The 14,492-nt window shown below is 46.3% G+C and carries 11 protein-coding genes; 6 read left to right on the forward strand and 5 right to left on the reverse strand.

Annotated features, from left to right (window positions below; all coding sequences use genetic code 11):
• Positions 1–30: 30 nt before the first annotated feature.
• Complete coding sequence (locus Q4Q49_RS15950) at positions 31–1,539, forward strand: bifunctional diguanylate cyclase/phosphodiesterase (RefSeq protein WP_311999823.1); 1,509 nt, start codon at positions 31–33, stop codon at positions 1,537–1,539.
• Positions 1,540–1,897: 358 nt separating this feature from the next.
• Here the strand turns inward: Q4Q49_RS15950 and Q4Q49_RS15955 are convergent, their stop codons facing one another.
• On the reverse strand, positions 1,898–2,329 hold the full coding sequence (locus tag Q4Q49_RS15955; protein ID WP_259561104.1) for a thioesterase family protein: 432 nt from the start codon (positions 2,327–2,329) through the stop codon (positions 1,898–1,900).
• A gap of 375 nt (positions 2,330–2,704) precedes the next feature.
• On the opposite strand from Q4Q49_RS15955, the gene Q4Q49_RS15960 reads away from it, so the two are divergent.
• Entirely contained in the window at positions 2,705–3,685 is a 981-nt protein-coding gene (locus tag Q4Q49_RS15960) for a chemotaxis protein (protein WP_261272470.1), read from the forward strand.
• 156 nt (positions 3,686–3,841) lie between these two features.
• On the opposite strand, the gene Q4Q49_RS15965 is transcribed toward Q4Q49_RS15960, so the two are convergent.
• Positions 3,842–5,098, reverse strand: a complete 1,257-nt coding sequence (locus Q4Q49_RS15965; RefSeq protein WP_106651270.1) for an adenylosuccinate synthase — start codon at positions 5,096–5,098, stop codon at positions 3,842–3,844.
• Between the two features lie 140 nt (positions 5,099–5,238).
• Between Q4Q49_RS15965 and Q4Q49_RS15970 the strand changes: the two genes are divergently transcribed.
• On the forward strand, positions 5,239–6,129 hold the full coding sequence (locus tag Q4Q49_RS15970) for a LysR family transcriptional regulator (protein WP_311999824.1): 891 nt from the start codon (positions 5,239–5,241) through the stop codon (positions 6,127–6,129).
• Positions 6,130–6,157: 28 nt separating this feature from the next.
• Here the strand turns inward: Q4Q49_RS15970 and Q4Q49_RS15975 are convergent, their stop codons facing one another.
• Both Q4Q49_RS15975 and Q4Q49_RS15980 read right to left on the reverse strand, forming a co-directional pair.
• Positions 6,158–6,982, reverse strand: a complete 825-nt coding sequence (locus Q4Q49_RS15975; protein WP_311999825.1) for a transporter substrate-binding domain-containing protein — start codon at positions 6,980–6,982, stop codon at positions 6,158–6,160.
• Positions 6,983–7,313: 331 nt separating this feature from the next.
• Complete coding sequence (locus Q4Q49_RS15980) at positions 7,314–7,748, reverse strand: PACE efflux transporter (protein ID WP_006086899.1); 435 nt, start codon at positions 7,746–7,748, stop codon at positions 7,314–7,316.
• A gap of 90 nt (positions 7,749–7,838) precedes the next feature.
• On the opposite strand from Q4Q49_RS15980, the gene Q4Q49_RS15985 reads away from it, so the two are divergent.
• Positions 7,839–8,726, forward strand: coding sequence for a LysR family transcriptional regulator (locus tag Q4Q49_RS15985; RefSeq protein WP_311999826.1), 888 nt, complete (start codon positions 7,839–7,841; stop codon positions 8,724–8,726).
• Between the two features lie 108 nt (positions 8,727–8,834).
• On the opposite strand, the gene Q4Q49_RS15990 is transcribed toward Q4Q49_RS15985, so the two are convergent.
• On the reverse strand, positions 8,835–9,458 hold the full coding sequence (locus tag Q4Q49_RS15990) for a TetR/AcrR family transcriptional regulator (protein WP_011847480.1): 624 nt from the start codon (positions 9,456–9,458) through the stop codon (positions 8,835–8,837).
• Between the two features lie 393 nt (positions 9,459–9,851).
• Here Q4Q49_RS15990 and Q4Q49_RS15995 point away from each other — a divergent pair, with 393 nt between their 5' ends.
• Together Q4Q49_RS15995 and Q4Q49_RS16000 are read left to right on the forward strand one after the other, a co-directional pair.
• Positions 9,852–11,090: an efflux RND transporter periplasmic adaptor subunit gene (locus tag Q4Q49_RS15995; protein ID WP_011847479.1), complete on the forward strand. Its 1,239-nt coding sequence runs from the start codon at positions 9,852–9,854 to the stop codon at positions 11,088–11,090.
• A 13-nt stretch (positions 11,091–11,103) separates the two neighbouring features.
• Positions 11,104–14,262 carry a multidrug efflux RND transporter permease subunit gene (locus Q4Q49_RS16000; RefSeq protein WP_311999827.1) on the forward strand — a complete coding sequence of 1,053 codons (3,159 nt, stop codon included), beginning with the start codon at positions 11,104–11,106 and terminating at the stop codon, positions 14,260–14,262.
• Positions 14,263–14,492: the final 230 nt, after the last annotated feature.

Consider the following 14,492-nt stretch of genomic DNA (forward strand, 5'->3'; position numbering starts at 1 on the left):
AAGCTTACGCGGTAAAGCAGAGGCCAAGGTATGTTCGAAATCGGGTTAGTTGTTGCTTCTCTCATTTTATTGATATTTTCATTATATATACTTTCATTATATATACTGCAGGCAAAATATAGATCGCAACGGTCACAGCAAAAATTCTTAGCACAGCTTTGTCTCCAGCTAGAGCAACAAAAGATTGAACGCCAAGCATTAGACCTTGGTACGGTTCCCCAAGAGTTTGCGCCTCTCTACCATACCTTAAATGAATTATTGAAGGCCTTACCCGCAAGCGTGGGTAAGGATAAACTGACTGGACTGGTAAACCGGGTCGGCCTGAAACGTGCGCTAACCTCCATGATGCCGCTGACTCAAGGGACATTAGTGCTGATTGATATTTATCGATTTCGCTATGTGAATGATCTCTTTGGGTTTGTGTTTGGCGATATCCTGCTAAAGCAATTTGCGGAACGGTTAAACACCTTAAGTTTATCCCCAAGATTAATCGCACGGCTCAATGGTGATGAATTTTGCCTATATTACGAGCAAGCGTTGACGGAGGAGCAATTAGTCCATTTGAGAGGCCGTTTGCAGGTGCCTTTTAGCATTAAGAACACGCCAGTCAGCGTTAAACTTCAAATCGGCTGTGTGCATTTACAAGAACACCATGCCGATACTAGCCAGATGTTACGTCGCGTCGATTTGGCACTGAAGAAAGCCCGCCACTCTCGTAGCGCGATTGCTTACTATGCTGAGAATGATGATATTCAACAGTTAAGAGAACTGAGAATTATCGATAGCTTGCCTAAAGGTTTGCAACGCAACCAAGTGTATATGGTGTATCAAGCGAAACAGGATATGGCGACGGGAAGGTGTTTTCAGGTTGAAGCCTTGATGCGCTGGGAACACGACGAGCTTGGGGTTATTTCTCCTGGTGAGTTTATCCCTTTAGCCGAATATGCCGGCATGATTGATTTAGTGAGCCAATGGGCACTCGATCAGGTTTTAGCGCAGCAGGCAAAATGGCGCGCCGCAGGGATACAATTGTGCGTTGCAGTCAACCTATCTACACGGGATCTCGACAGTGAAACTTTGCCCCAAGAAATTGCGGCGAGATTGGCGCATTACAAGCTTCCGCCCGAATCCTTAATGATTGAAATTACGGAAAGTACCTTAATGGCGGATTTAACTAAGGCGGTCGAAACCTTAGATAAAATTCGTGCGTTAGGGGTGAGGCTCGCAATTGATGATTTTGGTACCGGTCATTCTTCACTGGCTTACTTGAAGCATCTACCCGTCAATGAAGTCAAAATCGATAAAGCTTTTCTAAAGGATCTTGAGCAGGATAAACCGTCGGAATATATCCTCGAAGCCAGTATTAATATTGCTAAAAAACTCGGTTATGAGGTGACTGTCGAAGGGATTGAAACCCCTGAAATTAGAGAGATACTCGTCGCTATGGGCGTCGATACCCTACAAGGCATGTATTACGCTAAGCCCATGAGAGCAGCAGAACTCGAAATGAACTGGGCCCGGCTGCACAATGCCATGTAAACCCAATGCCACGTAGATCCAATGCCATCTAAATCTATTGCTCATTAACCCAGTGCTAATTTGATTTAGTGCACTTAAATTTAGTGCACTTAAATTTAGTGCACTTAAAATTAGGGCCACTTAAATTAATGGCTAGTTACATCAACAGCTCGTTAAATCCACTGCGAGTAACTCAAGTTTACTAAGGCGCCTCAACTGAATCTGAGTGTATTCCTAACGCACCTATTCAAGTTACTGTTGTTTGAAGTGGTTTTGCAGAGGCTTTTGTTGCAGTCACTTTTGTAACAGCTACGATTTGTAATCGCCGCTTACGCTTATGTCGAAAGTCAGCTCAGGAAATCGCGCGTGCGTAAGTGTATTAGTTCTGTTCGCTTGAAACAAAACCCTGACTTAAGACGGCAATTAAATCTGCCGGCATAGGCGCTAGTTGGCGGGCTTGATTCATACATACCATCTCAATTGTGGCAGTGACCGCAGGCTTTTTACCCTGTGGACGCCAAATCTCCTGCTGCCACACAGTACGGTATTTACTCTCAAAGTAAAACTTAGTGCGCACATCGATAATATCGGCAAACTCCACCCCGTCATGGCACAGCATATCGCTACGATACACTGCAAAACCCAGTTGGTTTTGTTGCCACAACGCACTTAAACGCTCGGCACCAATCACATGCTCGCGGGCACGCTCGAAGTATTTCAAAAAGTTAGGGTGATACACCACGCCAGAAAAATCAGTATCTTCATAGTAGATTTGCACTGGGAAGGAGAAGGTCGGGCTAAATTGCGGCATGGGTTAAGGCTATTTTAGATAGTTTTATTGCGCAATAGTTTAGCGGCTTATCTCTTTAAACAAAACCTCTAAAAAAACCTTTAAAACAGAGATACAAAAGCGCGGTTGTGTAGCGCCAAGGCTATTTGAGGTTGGCAGCAGGCATGATGAGTTTGGTCATAATTGAAATGTGACTACTGAAAAAGCAAAGAAATTTGATTATGGGACGTTTTCCTATTTTATCGATAAAAGTAAGCCTCTGAGCAACCCATGCTCAAGAAATATCACGCTAATCAGGCAGTAAAATCGCACTATCGTGCCTAACTCATTAATCCCTTCCTATACTGATAGCTGGAATACCTTTCTTATGTTGATTTGCTAGGTTGAGAGCTTCATATGAGCGAAATAAAAAAATCAGAAATATTGACCGAAAGTGGCACAAATGAACTCGAGATTATTGAGTTTCATCTGCATAAGGTACTCCCTAACGGCGGCCATAAAGTGTGTCATTACGGGATCAATGTCGCCAAAGTGCGGGAAGTGATTCGGGTGCCAGAAACCTCCGACTATCCCAATGCACAACCGCATATGGTGGGGGTGTTCTCGTTGCGAGAAAAGCTGATCCCTTTGGTCGATCTTGCCGGTTGGCTCGGGATCTCTACACCGGAGGATTTAACCCATAAGGTCGTTATCGTCACTGATTTTAATAAGATGATTAATGGCTTCTTAATCGATAGTGTTCGCAGCATTCATCGGGTGTCGTGGGAGCAAGTTGAATCGCCGAGTCAGTTTTTAGAAGCGGGTGAAAATGATTGTGTCGTTGCTGTGGTTCGCCGTGATGGCATGCTGATTATGATATTGGATTTTGAGAAAATCATTGCCGATATCAATCCCGAGCTGAGTATGGATAAGTACGATGTCACCCTCGACAGGAGCGTGCTGATTAATGACAAAATGCTGGCAAAACGTGAAGCGAAAACCATTCTGGTTGTCGATGACTCCGCTTTTATTCGCAAAATGATTGAAAATACGCTCCGCAGTGCAGGTTATAACATTATTACTGCTAAAGATGGTGGTGATGCGCTTGAAATGCTAATGGAATTTGAGAGTCTGGCTGAACAAGATAATGCTTCTATTTCAGACTTTGTCAGTGCTGTAATCACGGACGTTGAAATGCCTCGCATGGATGGCATGCATCTGGTTAAACGCTTAAGAGAATCCAAGGCATACCAACACATGCCGATTGTGATGTTTTCTTCCCTAATGAGCGAGGATAACCGTATAAAGGCAATAGCATTGGGGGCGAATGACACTATTACTAAACCCGAAATTGGCCGTATGGTCGGTATGATAGATAAATACGTATTTGAAGAGTAATGCCATTTCATTTAGCTGTAATATTTGAATATCAGAGAGTTAGTGCTCGATATATTAATTGCAGCGACCAAGGTCTTACGTGATATGTCAATGATAAACATAAAAGTAAAAAGCCATATTCACCGAAGCGAATATGGCTTAGGGTAAACTTAGCTACTAGCGAATGATCATTTGATCGCGCTCAGGCCCAACAGAAACCATGCTAACACGCACACCCATTAGGGCTTCAATACGTTCAACATAGTGTTGCGCGGCCACTGGCAGGCTCTCGAAGGTGCGACAACCGGTAATATCTTCGCTCCAGCTTGGCATTTGCTCATACACTGGGCTCAACGCGGCAGTTTGTGGCCAAATTGGGTTCTCAGTGTGCTCACCTTCATAGGCTACGCAGATTTTCAGATCTTTCATGCCTGATAGGCAATCAATCTTAGTCAGGGCAATTTCAGTTGCCGCTTGCAGCTCAACACCATTACGGGTGGCAACAGCGTCAAAGTAACCCATGTCACGTGGACGGCCTGTGGTTGCACCAAACTCGTTGGCGTTTTCACGGAACGCGTCTTGCTCTTCCATTGCCGTCACTAACGTGCCAGTACCCACAGATGAGCTAAAGGCTTTCGCTACCGCAATTACGCGCTCTGGGCGCAGCGCAGGTAAACCACTACCGATACCTGCGTAAGCCGCAGTCACGTTTGATGAGGTGGTATAAGGGTATTCGCCGTACACTAAGTCGCGGCCAGCACCTAATTGCGCTTCAAACAGTAAGCTTGCATCTTGTTTTTGTAATGCTTTTAATGGCTCAGTCACATTGCAAATAAATGGACGCCATGGCGCAGTCACTTCTAACAACCATGCAGTCATTTCAGCGGCGGTTTGATTAAAATCGCAGCTTGGATAAAGTGCCTTTAATTGTGGCATTTTCCAGTCGAGCATAAATTGAATACGTTCTTGCAGCACTTCAGGTTGGTTTAACCAGCCGACTAAAATGCCTTTTTTCATCACGCGATCACCATAGGCAGGTGCAATCCCTTGACGGGTTGAACCATAGGCTAAATCGCCAAGACGTTGTTCTTCTAAGGTATCTTCTAATGCATGTAAAGGTAAGCACAGGGTCGCACGGTCAGAAATGCATAATTTGACTTCAACACCTGTTGCTTGTACTTCAGCAATTTCAACGCTGAGCTTTTCTGGGCTGATCACCATGCCAGGGCCCAATACTGCAATGCAGTTAGGGTTGAAAATGCCACTCGGTAATTGGTGTAATTTAAAGGTGCCATAGTCGTTGACTACGGTATGTCCGGCGTTGTTACCGCCTTGAAAGCGAATACTGGCAGCGGCATCCGCGGCTAAATAATCTACGATGCGGCCTTTGCCTTCATCACCCCAATTTGCACCCACAACCACGATAGACGGCATAACATCATCTCCACATTGATTAAGACGCTATGCTAGACCCGTCCTTTGAATAAGAGAAATTAATTATGGTTATCATCTCAATAAGGATTTCATATATCATTGGCTATAATTAACGCGAATTCACAGTAAAAGGGGGTTTTATGCTCGATATCCATTGGTTAAAGACCTTTGTGACTTTGGCTGAACATAAGCATTTTGGCAAAGCGGCCACGGCGCTGCACATGACGCAGCCTAATGTTAGCTTGCATATTAAGCAGTTAGAGCAAAGCACTCGAGTCAAGCTGATTGACCGTAATCCTTTTCGATTAACGCAAGCGGGATTTCGCCTGTTAGAGAGCAGTCAGAAAACGTTAATGGAGCTGCAAATTTGTCAGGCGGATCTCAATGCGATTAATGACCTTAGCCAAGGCACCTTAACCATCGCCGCCAGCGACATTATCTCGCGGTTATTGTTGATCCAGCCGTTTCAGCTCTTTAAGGCGGAGTTCCCTGGGATTGATTTCTCGCTGCTCAATACTACCTCATCCCAAGCTTCTGAGTTAGTGACTAATGCCGAGGCGGATTTAGGGTTTGTGATCGCGCAAAAGGAGAGTCAGCCACTGCATTTTACTGAACTACAACAGATTAAATGGTGTGCAATCGGGGACAATTTACAACAGTGGCAACAGGCAACGCCTTCTGTGGATACGCCCTTAGCCGAGCAACCCACCTTAATTCTGCTGGGCCATGATACGCGAACTCGCGAATTGCTCGATCCCGCACTGCCGTCGCTGAATTTGCCGAATTACAGAATTATGGAGGTGGGCAGTGTTGACGCGCAAATCGATTGGGCCGAGGCGGGGTTTGGGGTGGCGATAGTGCCTGAGTTTTCGGTTTATACTAAGGCTAATTTGACCACTAAAGTGACTCCTCTGCCACAATTTCCCACAACCAGTTTGGGCTATATTGTGCGCCAGAATCAGATCCTGTCTAAGGCGATCAAGCAGTTGTTATATTGGGTGAATCAAGAGATCATTCGCTCGCAGCGGTAATTTCTCATTCGCTTGCAGCGATAGGGAATTAGTCAGCAACTAAGAGTAATTTTTCGTATTGGCCTGTGGCTTTTAGCAGTGATAAGCCCGCGTCGAGTTGGGTCGCTAAGGTCTGCGCCTGTGGGTTTTCCTTCGAGAAGGCCAAAAAAATATCGCTGCTGTGGTTAGCAAATACTGGAATGACGTCATCATCCACGCCCATTTTTTTCAGGTTCTCCTTGGCGACTAAGTCAAACATCAATGCAGCATCTATGCGGCCAATCAACAATAAATTGATTAGCTGCTGCTGATTAGCGACGGTGACGATATTGAGCTGTTGCTGTTTGACTAACTTGGGAAAATCATCGCCATACTCATAGCTTTTAATCACCCCAATAACCGTGCCTTTAGGTAGCGCCCATTTATTGTCAGCCAAAATAGGCTTCTGTTTCTTCTGATAAAAAGATGCAGTGGCGATAAATAATGGGGTTTTACCGAAGATGAAGCGCTGTTCAGTGCTGTTCTCGCGGGTGACGTTAAATACCCCGTCTACGGCGCCTTTTTCTGCCATCATCAAGGCGCGAGAATAGGGCACGACTAAGCTATTTACTTCAATATGCGATTGCTTAAAGGCGGCTTGGATTAAACGATGGGAAATGCCTTGGCCGAATTGATTGGCAAAGGGCGGCCAACTGTCTTCTGCGGCTAAGGTTATCGCCTGAGGCTGCGATTCTGCGGGCACGGCATTGCTTTCTTGGGCGAATGCCATGTTGTAAGCCATGGATGCGAGTAATAAAACGATGCTAAGTATCAATGCTGATGGCAAATTTAATGCCTGCTGCATCCTGAGCCTCACTCTGTTCCCTACACGCATTTTGCTGCCATCTCCCTGCTTAATATATGGCTTTTATAGCATAAAGAATTATATCTAGACTAATGATTTGAATATTAATTATTGATAGCGAGTACTTTTGTGATGTTCATAGGATATTTCAACAACCTCAGTTCGCTGTGTGCGGGTCTATTACTTTCGTTTACTGTGTTTACCATGTTTAAGTGGGATTTTGCGCTGGGCAACGAATGAACAGGCTTAGCATTTTTGCTAAGTAGAAGAAATTGAAATGGATAGGTTTCAAAACGGCCATCAAACGAACCGCTAAAGTGCTTAGTGAGGTTCGTTTGATGGTGTGTTGATGTTGGCTGGGCTATTTGACCTTAGTGGCTTGCATAGTAAACCAAGTCTTATAGGGCTGATACTTGTCATAGCACCAATGGAATAGGGTGCTGTAAAAGAAGAAAAAGATCAAAAAAACCGCCTCTAAGCCCATGGCTGCCAACCAGCCTATCTGTAAAAACCAAGCGATGGTCGGTATGCTAATGAAAATAAGTCCCCCTTCAAATCCAAAGGTATGCAGTATTCGGGTTTTTAAAGTGCGTTGCTCTCGATTTGCCCCAAATACTCTGTCGAATCCTAGGTTGTAGAAGTAGTTCCACACCACGGTATAAAGACTCAAAGCGATACCGACTATGACAAGCTCACTGGTTCCCTTGCCTGATATGAGGGCAGAAACCGGGATAATAATCGCGAGTGCAATCGCTTCAAAGAGTAAGGCGTTAAAGATACGTTCTGTCGTTTTCATGGCTATTTTCCATTCATTCAATGTGACTATGGCCATAATTTTATCTAGTATAGGGATAAGTAATAGTTAGATAGTATCGGTAAAAGCGATATGTTTAGTCTCGAACAACTCGAAGCCTTTATGGAAACCGTAGAATCTGGTTCATTTTCGAATGCGGCAAGGCAATTGAAGAAAGCACAATCCGTGATTAGCCAGCATGTGATGAATCTTGAAATTGACTGTGGGGTCGAGTTATTTGACCGTTCGGGTCGTTACCCAGTATTAACGGCTGAAGGCAGTAAATTATTGCCCTACGCAAGAGCGACGATTCTTCAACATAGAAGGCTTAAACATACCGCCTTATCGCTTTTTAGTCGTCAATCTTCAGAAGTGTGCCTTGCGATGGATGAAGGCATTCCTATACAGAGAATATCGGAAATTATTCAGTTGTTAGAAAGTGATTTCCCTAATATCGAACTTGAGTTTCTCAGTGCCTCAAGCATAGATATTATCGACATGGTACATTCGGGAAGGGCATCTACAGGACTGATTTTTAGCGAATTATCTATGCCAAGTAGTATCGATTTTGAGAGTATTGGTGTGATTGAATTCGATCTTTATGTGGCGAGTTCGCATCCCTTAGCGAAATCAATTGCACCGAACATGGACTCATTGCGACTGTATCGACAATTATGCATCCGCTCACGTAATACTAAAACCAGTAGTTTTCAGCAGGCGTTCAGTCCTGATGTTTGGTATGCCGATAACTATTACGTGTTATTGGAGCTCGCATTACAGGGCCATGGTTGGTGTCTGTTGCCAGAGCATATGGCATCCAGCTCAGTTTTATCGGGTAACTTGACTCGTGTCCCCATAGAGTTTGAGCAGATAGGCTGGTATGCAAACGTCGATGTGATCCAGCATCAAGATAAAAGCAGCCTGCCATTATTGAAACGTCTCAGGCAACTGTTTAGAGAACTCTTGGTTGTGCAGAAGTAAATGCTTGGACAGAAATAAAGCAAAGCATAAATAAACCCCAGTTAAGTGAGAACTCAACTGGGGTTTATTGTTTGTGCGCATCAGGATTTGTGCATTAGGATTTATGGATCAGGACTCATCATTGCGCGGAAAGTTAGCGAGCACTAGCTCGGCGACTTTGCGTAATTCATTCGGGCAAATCCCACTGGTCGCTTGTACGGCCATGCCTTGCAATACTGTGCCGACATAACGGGCAAGCAGTAACGGCTCGGCATCTGCGGGCAAATCACCTTCATCTTTGGCGCGTTGCAATCTTTCGCACAGGGCGATTTCACCGTCGCGGCGACGATTAATCAAAGTGTCTTTAATCGCTTGCCCTGCTTCACTGCAGGTTAATGCCCCTTGAACAATCAAACATCCCTGCGGATGGCTTTTATCCACCAAAGAGCTCGCGGCCCCGAGCAGCATTGACTCGACTACCAGATAGGCGGTTTTCTGCTCCAGCGCGGGATAGAAAAACGCACAGGGGCGTTGTTCATATAATTCTATCGCTTTGAGAAATAACTGTTCTTTATTGCCGAAGGCGGCATAAAGGCTTGGCTTATTAATGCCCATAGCTTGGGTTAAATCGGTTAACGATGTACCTTCAAAACCTTTGCGCCAGAAGACCTCTAAGGCTTTGGCTAATGCATCGTCAGTGTCGAAGGCACGTGGGCGACCTACACAGGGCGTCTGGGTGACGGTTGACATCATTAGGCTCCTCAATTCTCAATTGCCCCTAGGATAGACATGGGTTTAGTCCATGTCCAGCCACACTTGCTGACTGATGACCGACTAAGGGGATTTGTCTACTTAGTCATCCAAGGTGTCACCTAAGTTCAGCATTCAATCCGTGTCAGTCAGCGTTCGCCTCAATATTCATAAAAATGCTTTGAAGATCAAACTTGTGGCTTTCCGCCTAAGGGCGCATTGCAAAGTAAAGGTCAATGCGCGCCTTTAATTTAATACCAATCGGTACATAAATTTGTTGACAGAGTCATTTTACGCTATATATTACCGTCCAGTACAGAATATTTTTTACCAGTCGGTATTTAAATGTGTGTGGTTCGAACAGCGTGACATGCCCGCCACTTTGAGGATAGTAATATGAAGAGTAATAAACCCTTACGAATAATGATGTTAACGGCGGTGGCCGCTTTCGTTCTTTCTGCTTGTGGTGAGCAAACAGCGCAGCAGGGGCCAGCACCAAGTGCGCCTATGGTGGATGTCGCCCAAGTATTGCATGAGCGAGTGACCGAATGGGATGAGTTTACCGGCCGTTTACAGGCGCCAGAAAGTGTCACCCTTATCCCGCGTGTATCTGGATATATCGACTCAGTGAATTTTAAAGAAGGCGCCTTAGTGAAAAAAGGCGACGTGTTATTCCGCATCGACCCGAGCGTATTTGAAGTGGAAGTGGCCCGGTTAAAAGCAGATCTTGCTAGCGCACTCTCTGCTGAGCAACTGGCCACAAATGACTTCGAACGAGCCCATAAATTGTTTGACCAAAAAGCGGTGTCTGCCGAGTTACTCGATACCCGTGAGTCAAACAAACGTCAAACCGCGGCTGCAGTGGCTTCGGTGAAAGCGGCCCTGATGCGCGCCGAGCTTGATTTAGCTTATACCCAAGTGCAAGCGCCGATTGATGGTCGCGTGTCCTACGCGAATGTCACCGCGGGCAATTATGTCACCGCAGGGCAGAGTGTGCTGACCAGTCTAGTCTCTACCGCCAGCATGTATGCGTATTTTGATGTGGATGAGCAAACCTATCTTAAATACGTGAAATTAACGGCCGAGAAGAAACGTAATGATCCCCGCGCTGGCGACAACCCTGTGTACATGGCCTTAGCCAATGAGCGTGATTATCAACATATCGGCATGGTCGACTTTGTGGATAATGCGATGGATAAGCAAACAGGCACCATTCGCGTGAGAGCTTCTTTTGACAATGAAGACAATAGCTTATTGCCTGGCTTGTTTGCCCGCCTTCGCACCGCAGGTAGCGGCGCTTATGAAGGTATCTTGATTGACGATAAAGCCGTTGGTACAGATCTGAACAATAAGTTTGTGTTAGTGGTGGGCGCCGATGGTTTAGTTGAATATCGCGGCGTGACCTTAGGCGAGAAAGTCCAAGGACTGCGCATCGTGACCCAAGGTTTGATGGCCGAAGATAAGATCGTCGTCAACGGTATGCAGCGCGTGCGCCCTAAGATGCAAATTGATCCGCATATGGTTGAAATGGTCGACAGCGACAAGCTCGAAGCATTACGCCAAGCCCAGTTAATTCTAGATAAAAACCAAGATACTTTGACGGCGCAAGCGGTCGAAACGGCTAGCCGCGGTTAAGGAATAGAACACCATGTTATCGCAGTTTTTTATTAAAAGACCGATATTTGCAGCCGTACTCTCACTGCTGTTTTTTATCACAGGGGCGATTGCCGTTTGGCAACTGCCGATCACTGAATACCCTGAAGTTGTGCCGCCCACCGTCGTGGTGACCGCTAACTACCCTGGCGCTAACCCTAAAGTGATTGCCGAAACCGTGGCTTCACCGCTGGAGCAGGAAATCAACGGCGTCGAAGACATGTTGTACATGTCATCGCAAGCGACGTCCGATGGACGCATGACCTTGACCATCACCTTTGCCATTGGCACAGATGTAGACAGGGCGCAAACCCAAGTGCAGAGCCGAGTCGATCGCGCTATGCCGCGTCTGCCGCAGGAAGTGCAACGCTTAGGCATAGTCACCGAAAAGTCATCGCCAGACTTGACCATGGTGGTGCATTTGCTGTCACCGGATAACCGTTATGACATGTTGTATTTATCTAACTATGCGGCGCTGAACGTTAAAGATGAGCTCGCACGGATTAAAGGTGTGGGCGCGGTACGCTTGTTTGGTGCAGGGGAATACAGCCTGCGTATTTGGCTCGACCCGAATAAAGTTTCGGCTCTGGGTTTATCACCTGCGGACATTATTGCTGCCGTGCGCGAGCAAAACCAACAGGCGGCAGCGGGCAGTTTAGGTGCTCAGCCAAGTGGTAGTGCTGACTTCCAACTCTTGATTAACGTGAAAGGTCGTTTAACTGAACTGTCTGAATTTGAAGATATCATCATCAAAGTCGGCCAAAACGGTGAAGTGAATCGTTTGAAGGATGTGGCTCGTATCGAGCTAGGTGCGACGAGTTATGCGCTGCGCTCACTGCTGGATAACAAAGATGCCGTGGCGATTCCTGTGTTCCAAGCATCGGGTTCAAATGCGATTCAGATTTCCGATGATGTGCGCGCCAAAATGGCAGAGCTGTCTAAAGGATTCCCTGAAGGACTAGAATACGAAATCGTTTACGACCCAACAGTGTTCGTGCGTGGCTCGATTGAAGCTGTGGTAAAAACCCTGCTCGAAGCCGTGTTACTGGTGGTGTTGGTGGTGGTGCTATTCCTGCAAACGTGGCGTGCATCGATTATTCCGCTGGTGGCCGTGCCTGTGTCTTTGGTCGGTACCTTTGCCTTTATGCATCTGCTCGGTTTCTCGTTAAACGCCTTGTCGCTATTTGGGCTGGTGCTCGCCATAGGTATCGTGGTTGACGATGCCATCGTCGTGGTCGAAAACGTCGAGCGTAATATTGCCGCAGGGTTAAGCCCAGTTGCGGCAACACAAAAGGCGATGAAGGAAGTGACTGGCCCGATTGTGGCAACCACCTTAGTGCTGGCGGCGGTGTTTATTCCAACGGCCTTTATGAGCGGTTTAACCGGGCAGTTCTATAAACAGTTTGCCTTGACTATTACTATCTCGACCTTTATCTCGGCGATTAACTCACTGACCTTAAGTCCGGCATTATCGGCGCTGTTACTCAAGAGTCATGATGCACCTAAGGACGGCTTAACCCGTCTAATGGATAAGTTGTTTGGTGCTTGGTTATTTGTGCCTTTTAATCGTTTATTTAACCGTGCATCCGATGGTTATGGCTGGTTAGTGCGTAAGGTGATCCGTTTTGGCGGCATTATTGGCCTAGTGTATTTAGGCATGGTGGCGTTAACGGGTGTGCAATTTGCCAATACACCAACGGGTTATGTACCCGGCCAAGATAAACAGTATTTAGTGGCCTTTGCTCAGTTGCCCGATGCGGCATCCCTTGAACGTACTGATACCGTTATCAAAAAGATGTCTGAGATTGCCCTTAATCACCCAGGAGTAGCGCACTCGATTGCCTTCCCAGGCCTTAGCATCAACGGTTTTACTAATAGTCCTAACTCAGGCGTGGTGTTTGTCGCGCTTGATGATTTTGAATTGCGTAAGAGTCCAGAGCTGTCGGCGAATGCCATTGCTGGGCAATTGAATAAAGAGTTTGCTGGTATTCAAGACGCATTTATTGCCATCTTCCCGCCGCCACCTGTGCAAGGCCTCGGTACTATAGGAGGGTTCCGTCTGCAAATTCAAGACAGAGCCAACCTTGGTTATGAGGCCTTGTATCAGGTGACCCAACAAGTGATGTACAAGGCGTGGGCCGATCCTCAGTTAGCCGGAATTTTCTCTAGCTATCAGGTGAACGTGCCTCAACTTGAACTGGATATTGATCGAACTAAAGCGAAACAGCAGGCAGTGTCGCTCGATCAAATCTTCCAGACATTACAAACCTATATGGGCTCGACCTATGTCAACGATTTCAATCGTTTCGGTCGAACCTATCAGGTGAATATGCAAGCCGATGAGGCATTCCGTCAAAGCCCGCAGCAGATAAGTCAGCTGAAGGTGCCGAATCTGAATGGTGATATGATCCCGCTAGGGTCGTTCATCAACGTCAGCCAAAGCTCAGGCCCAGACAGAGTGATGCACTATAACGGCTTTACGACCGCTGAAATCAACGGTGGCCCAGCAGCAGGTGTGAGTACTGGCCAAGCGCAGGCAGCGATTGAGAAAATCCTCGCCGAGACGCTGCCAAATGGTATGACCTACGAGTGGACTGAGTTGACCTATCAGCAAATCTTAGCAGGCAATACGGGCTTGTTAGTCTTCCCGCTGGTGATCTTGCTGGTGTTCATGGTGCTCGCTGCTCAGTATGAGAGCTTAAGCTTGCCATTGGCGATTATCTTAATCATTCCAATGACCTTGCTCTCAGCCCTCAGTGGAGTGTTAATTTACGGTGGTGACAACAATATCTTCACCCAAATTGGCCTGATAGTGCTGGTGGGACTCGCGACTAAGAACGCTATCTTGATTGTCGAGTTCGCCAAGGAGAAACAAGATCACGGTATGGCACCTATGGATGCGATATTAGAGGCAGCAAGATTACGTTTACGTCCTATCTTGATGACATCTATCGCCTTTATTATGGGAGTAGTGCCTATGGTATTCTCCACTGGCGCTGGCGCCGAGATGCGTCAAGCCATGGGCGTAGCAGTATTCGCCGGCATGATTGGGGTGACTGTGTTTGGTCTAATCCTAACGCCATTGTTCTACTACGCACTGGCAAAGCGAGGCAGTAAAAAAGCCGAAGAGCATAAAGAGCTAACCGTCAGTTAAGCTTGTTTCTCTCGATGGATAAATGCGTACAAAAGGCCTACATCAAGTAGGCCTTTTTTGTTTGTTCGCGGCGAAAAATATGAAACCTGACTATCTTTAGTTGGGATAAGTTGAGATTAGATTGCCGGTAAAGTTACAGTCAAAGATGGATAGAGTCAGAAGTATATGGGCTTGCTTTAATTGCCGATGAACAACAAAAAGTCATTTACTAGGGCAGTGTGTTAGTTAAA

Source organism: Shewanella sp. SP1S1-7 (assembly GCF_031932105.1).
In the GTDB taxonomy this organism is placed as follows: Bacteria; Pseudomonadota; Gammaproteobacteria; order Enterobacterales; family Shewanellaceae; genus Shewanella; species Shewanella baltica.

Bases quoted from the DNA above. Each gene is read 5' to 3' on its own strand.
- Q4Q49_RS15950 (WP_311999823.1), top strand. From the start codon at position 31: ATGTTCGAAATCGGGTTAGTTGTTGCTTCTCTCATTTTATTGATATTT.
- Q4Q49_RS15955 (WP_259561104.1), bottom strand. From the start codon at position 2,329: ATGCCGCAATTTAGCCCGACCTTCTCCTTCCCAGTGCAAATCTACTAT.
- Q4Q49_RS15960 (WP_261272470.1), top strand. From the start codon at position 2,705: ATGAGCGAAATAAAAAAATCAGAAATATTGACCGAAAGTGGCACAAAT.
- Q4Q49_RS15965 (WP_106651270.1), bottom strand. From the start codon at position 5,098: ATGCCGTCTATCGTGGTTGTGGGTGCAAATTGGGGTGATGAAGGCAAA.
- Q4Q49_RS15970 (WP_311999824.1), top strand. From the start codon at position 5,239: ATGCTCGATATCCATTGGTTAAAGACCTTTGTGACTTTGGCTGAACAT.
- Q4Q49_RS15975 (WP_311999825.1), bottom strand. From the start codon at position 6,982: ATGCGTGTAGGGAACAGAGTGAGGCTCAGGATGCAGCAGGCATTAAAT.
- Q4Q49_RS15980 (WP_006086899.1), bottom strand. From the start codon at position 7,748: ATGAAAACGACAGAACGTATCTTTAACGCCTTACTCTTTGAAGCGATT.
- Q4Q49_RS15985 (WP_311999826.1), top strand. From the start codon at position 7,839: ATGTTTAGTCTCGAACAACTCGAAGCCTTTATGGAAACCGTAGAATCT.
- Q4Q49_RS15990 (WP_011847480.1), bottom strand. From the start codon at position 9,458: ATGATGTCAACCGTCACCCAGACGCCCTGTGTAGGTCGCCCACGTGCC.
- Q4Q49_RS15995 (WP_011847479.1), top strand. From the start codon at position 9,852: ATGAAGAGTAATAAACCCTTACGAATAATGATGTTAACGGCGGTGGCC.
- Q4Q49_RS16000 (WP_311999827.1), top strand. From the start codon at position 11,104: ATGTTATCGCAGTTTTTTATTAAAAGACCGATATTTGCAGCCGTACTC.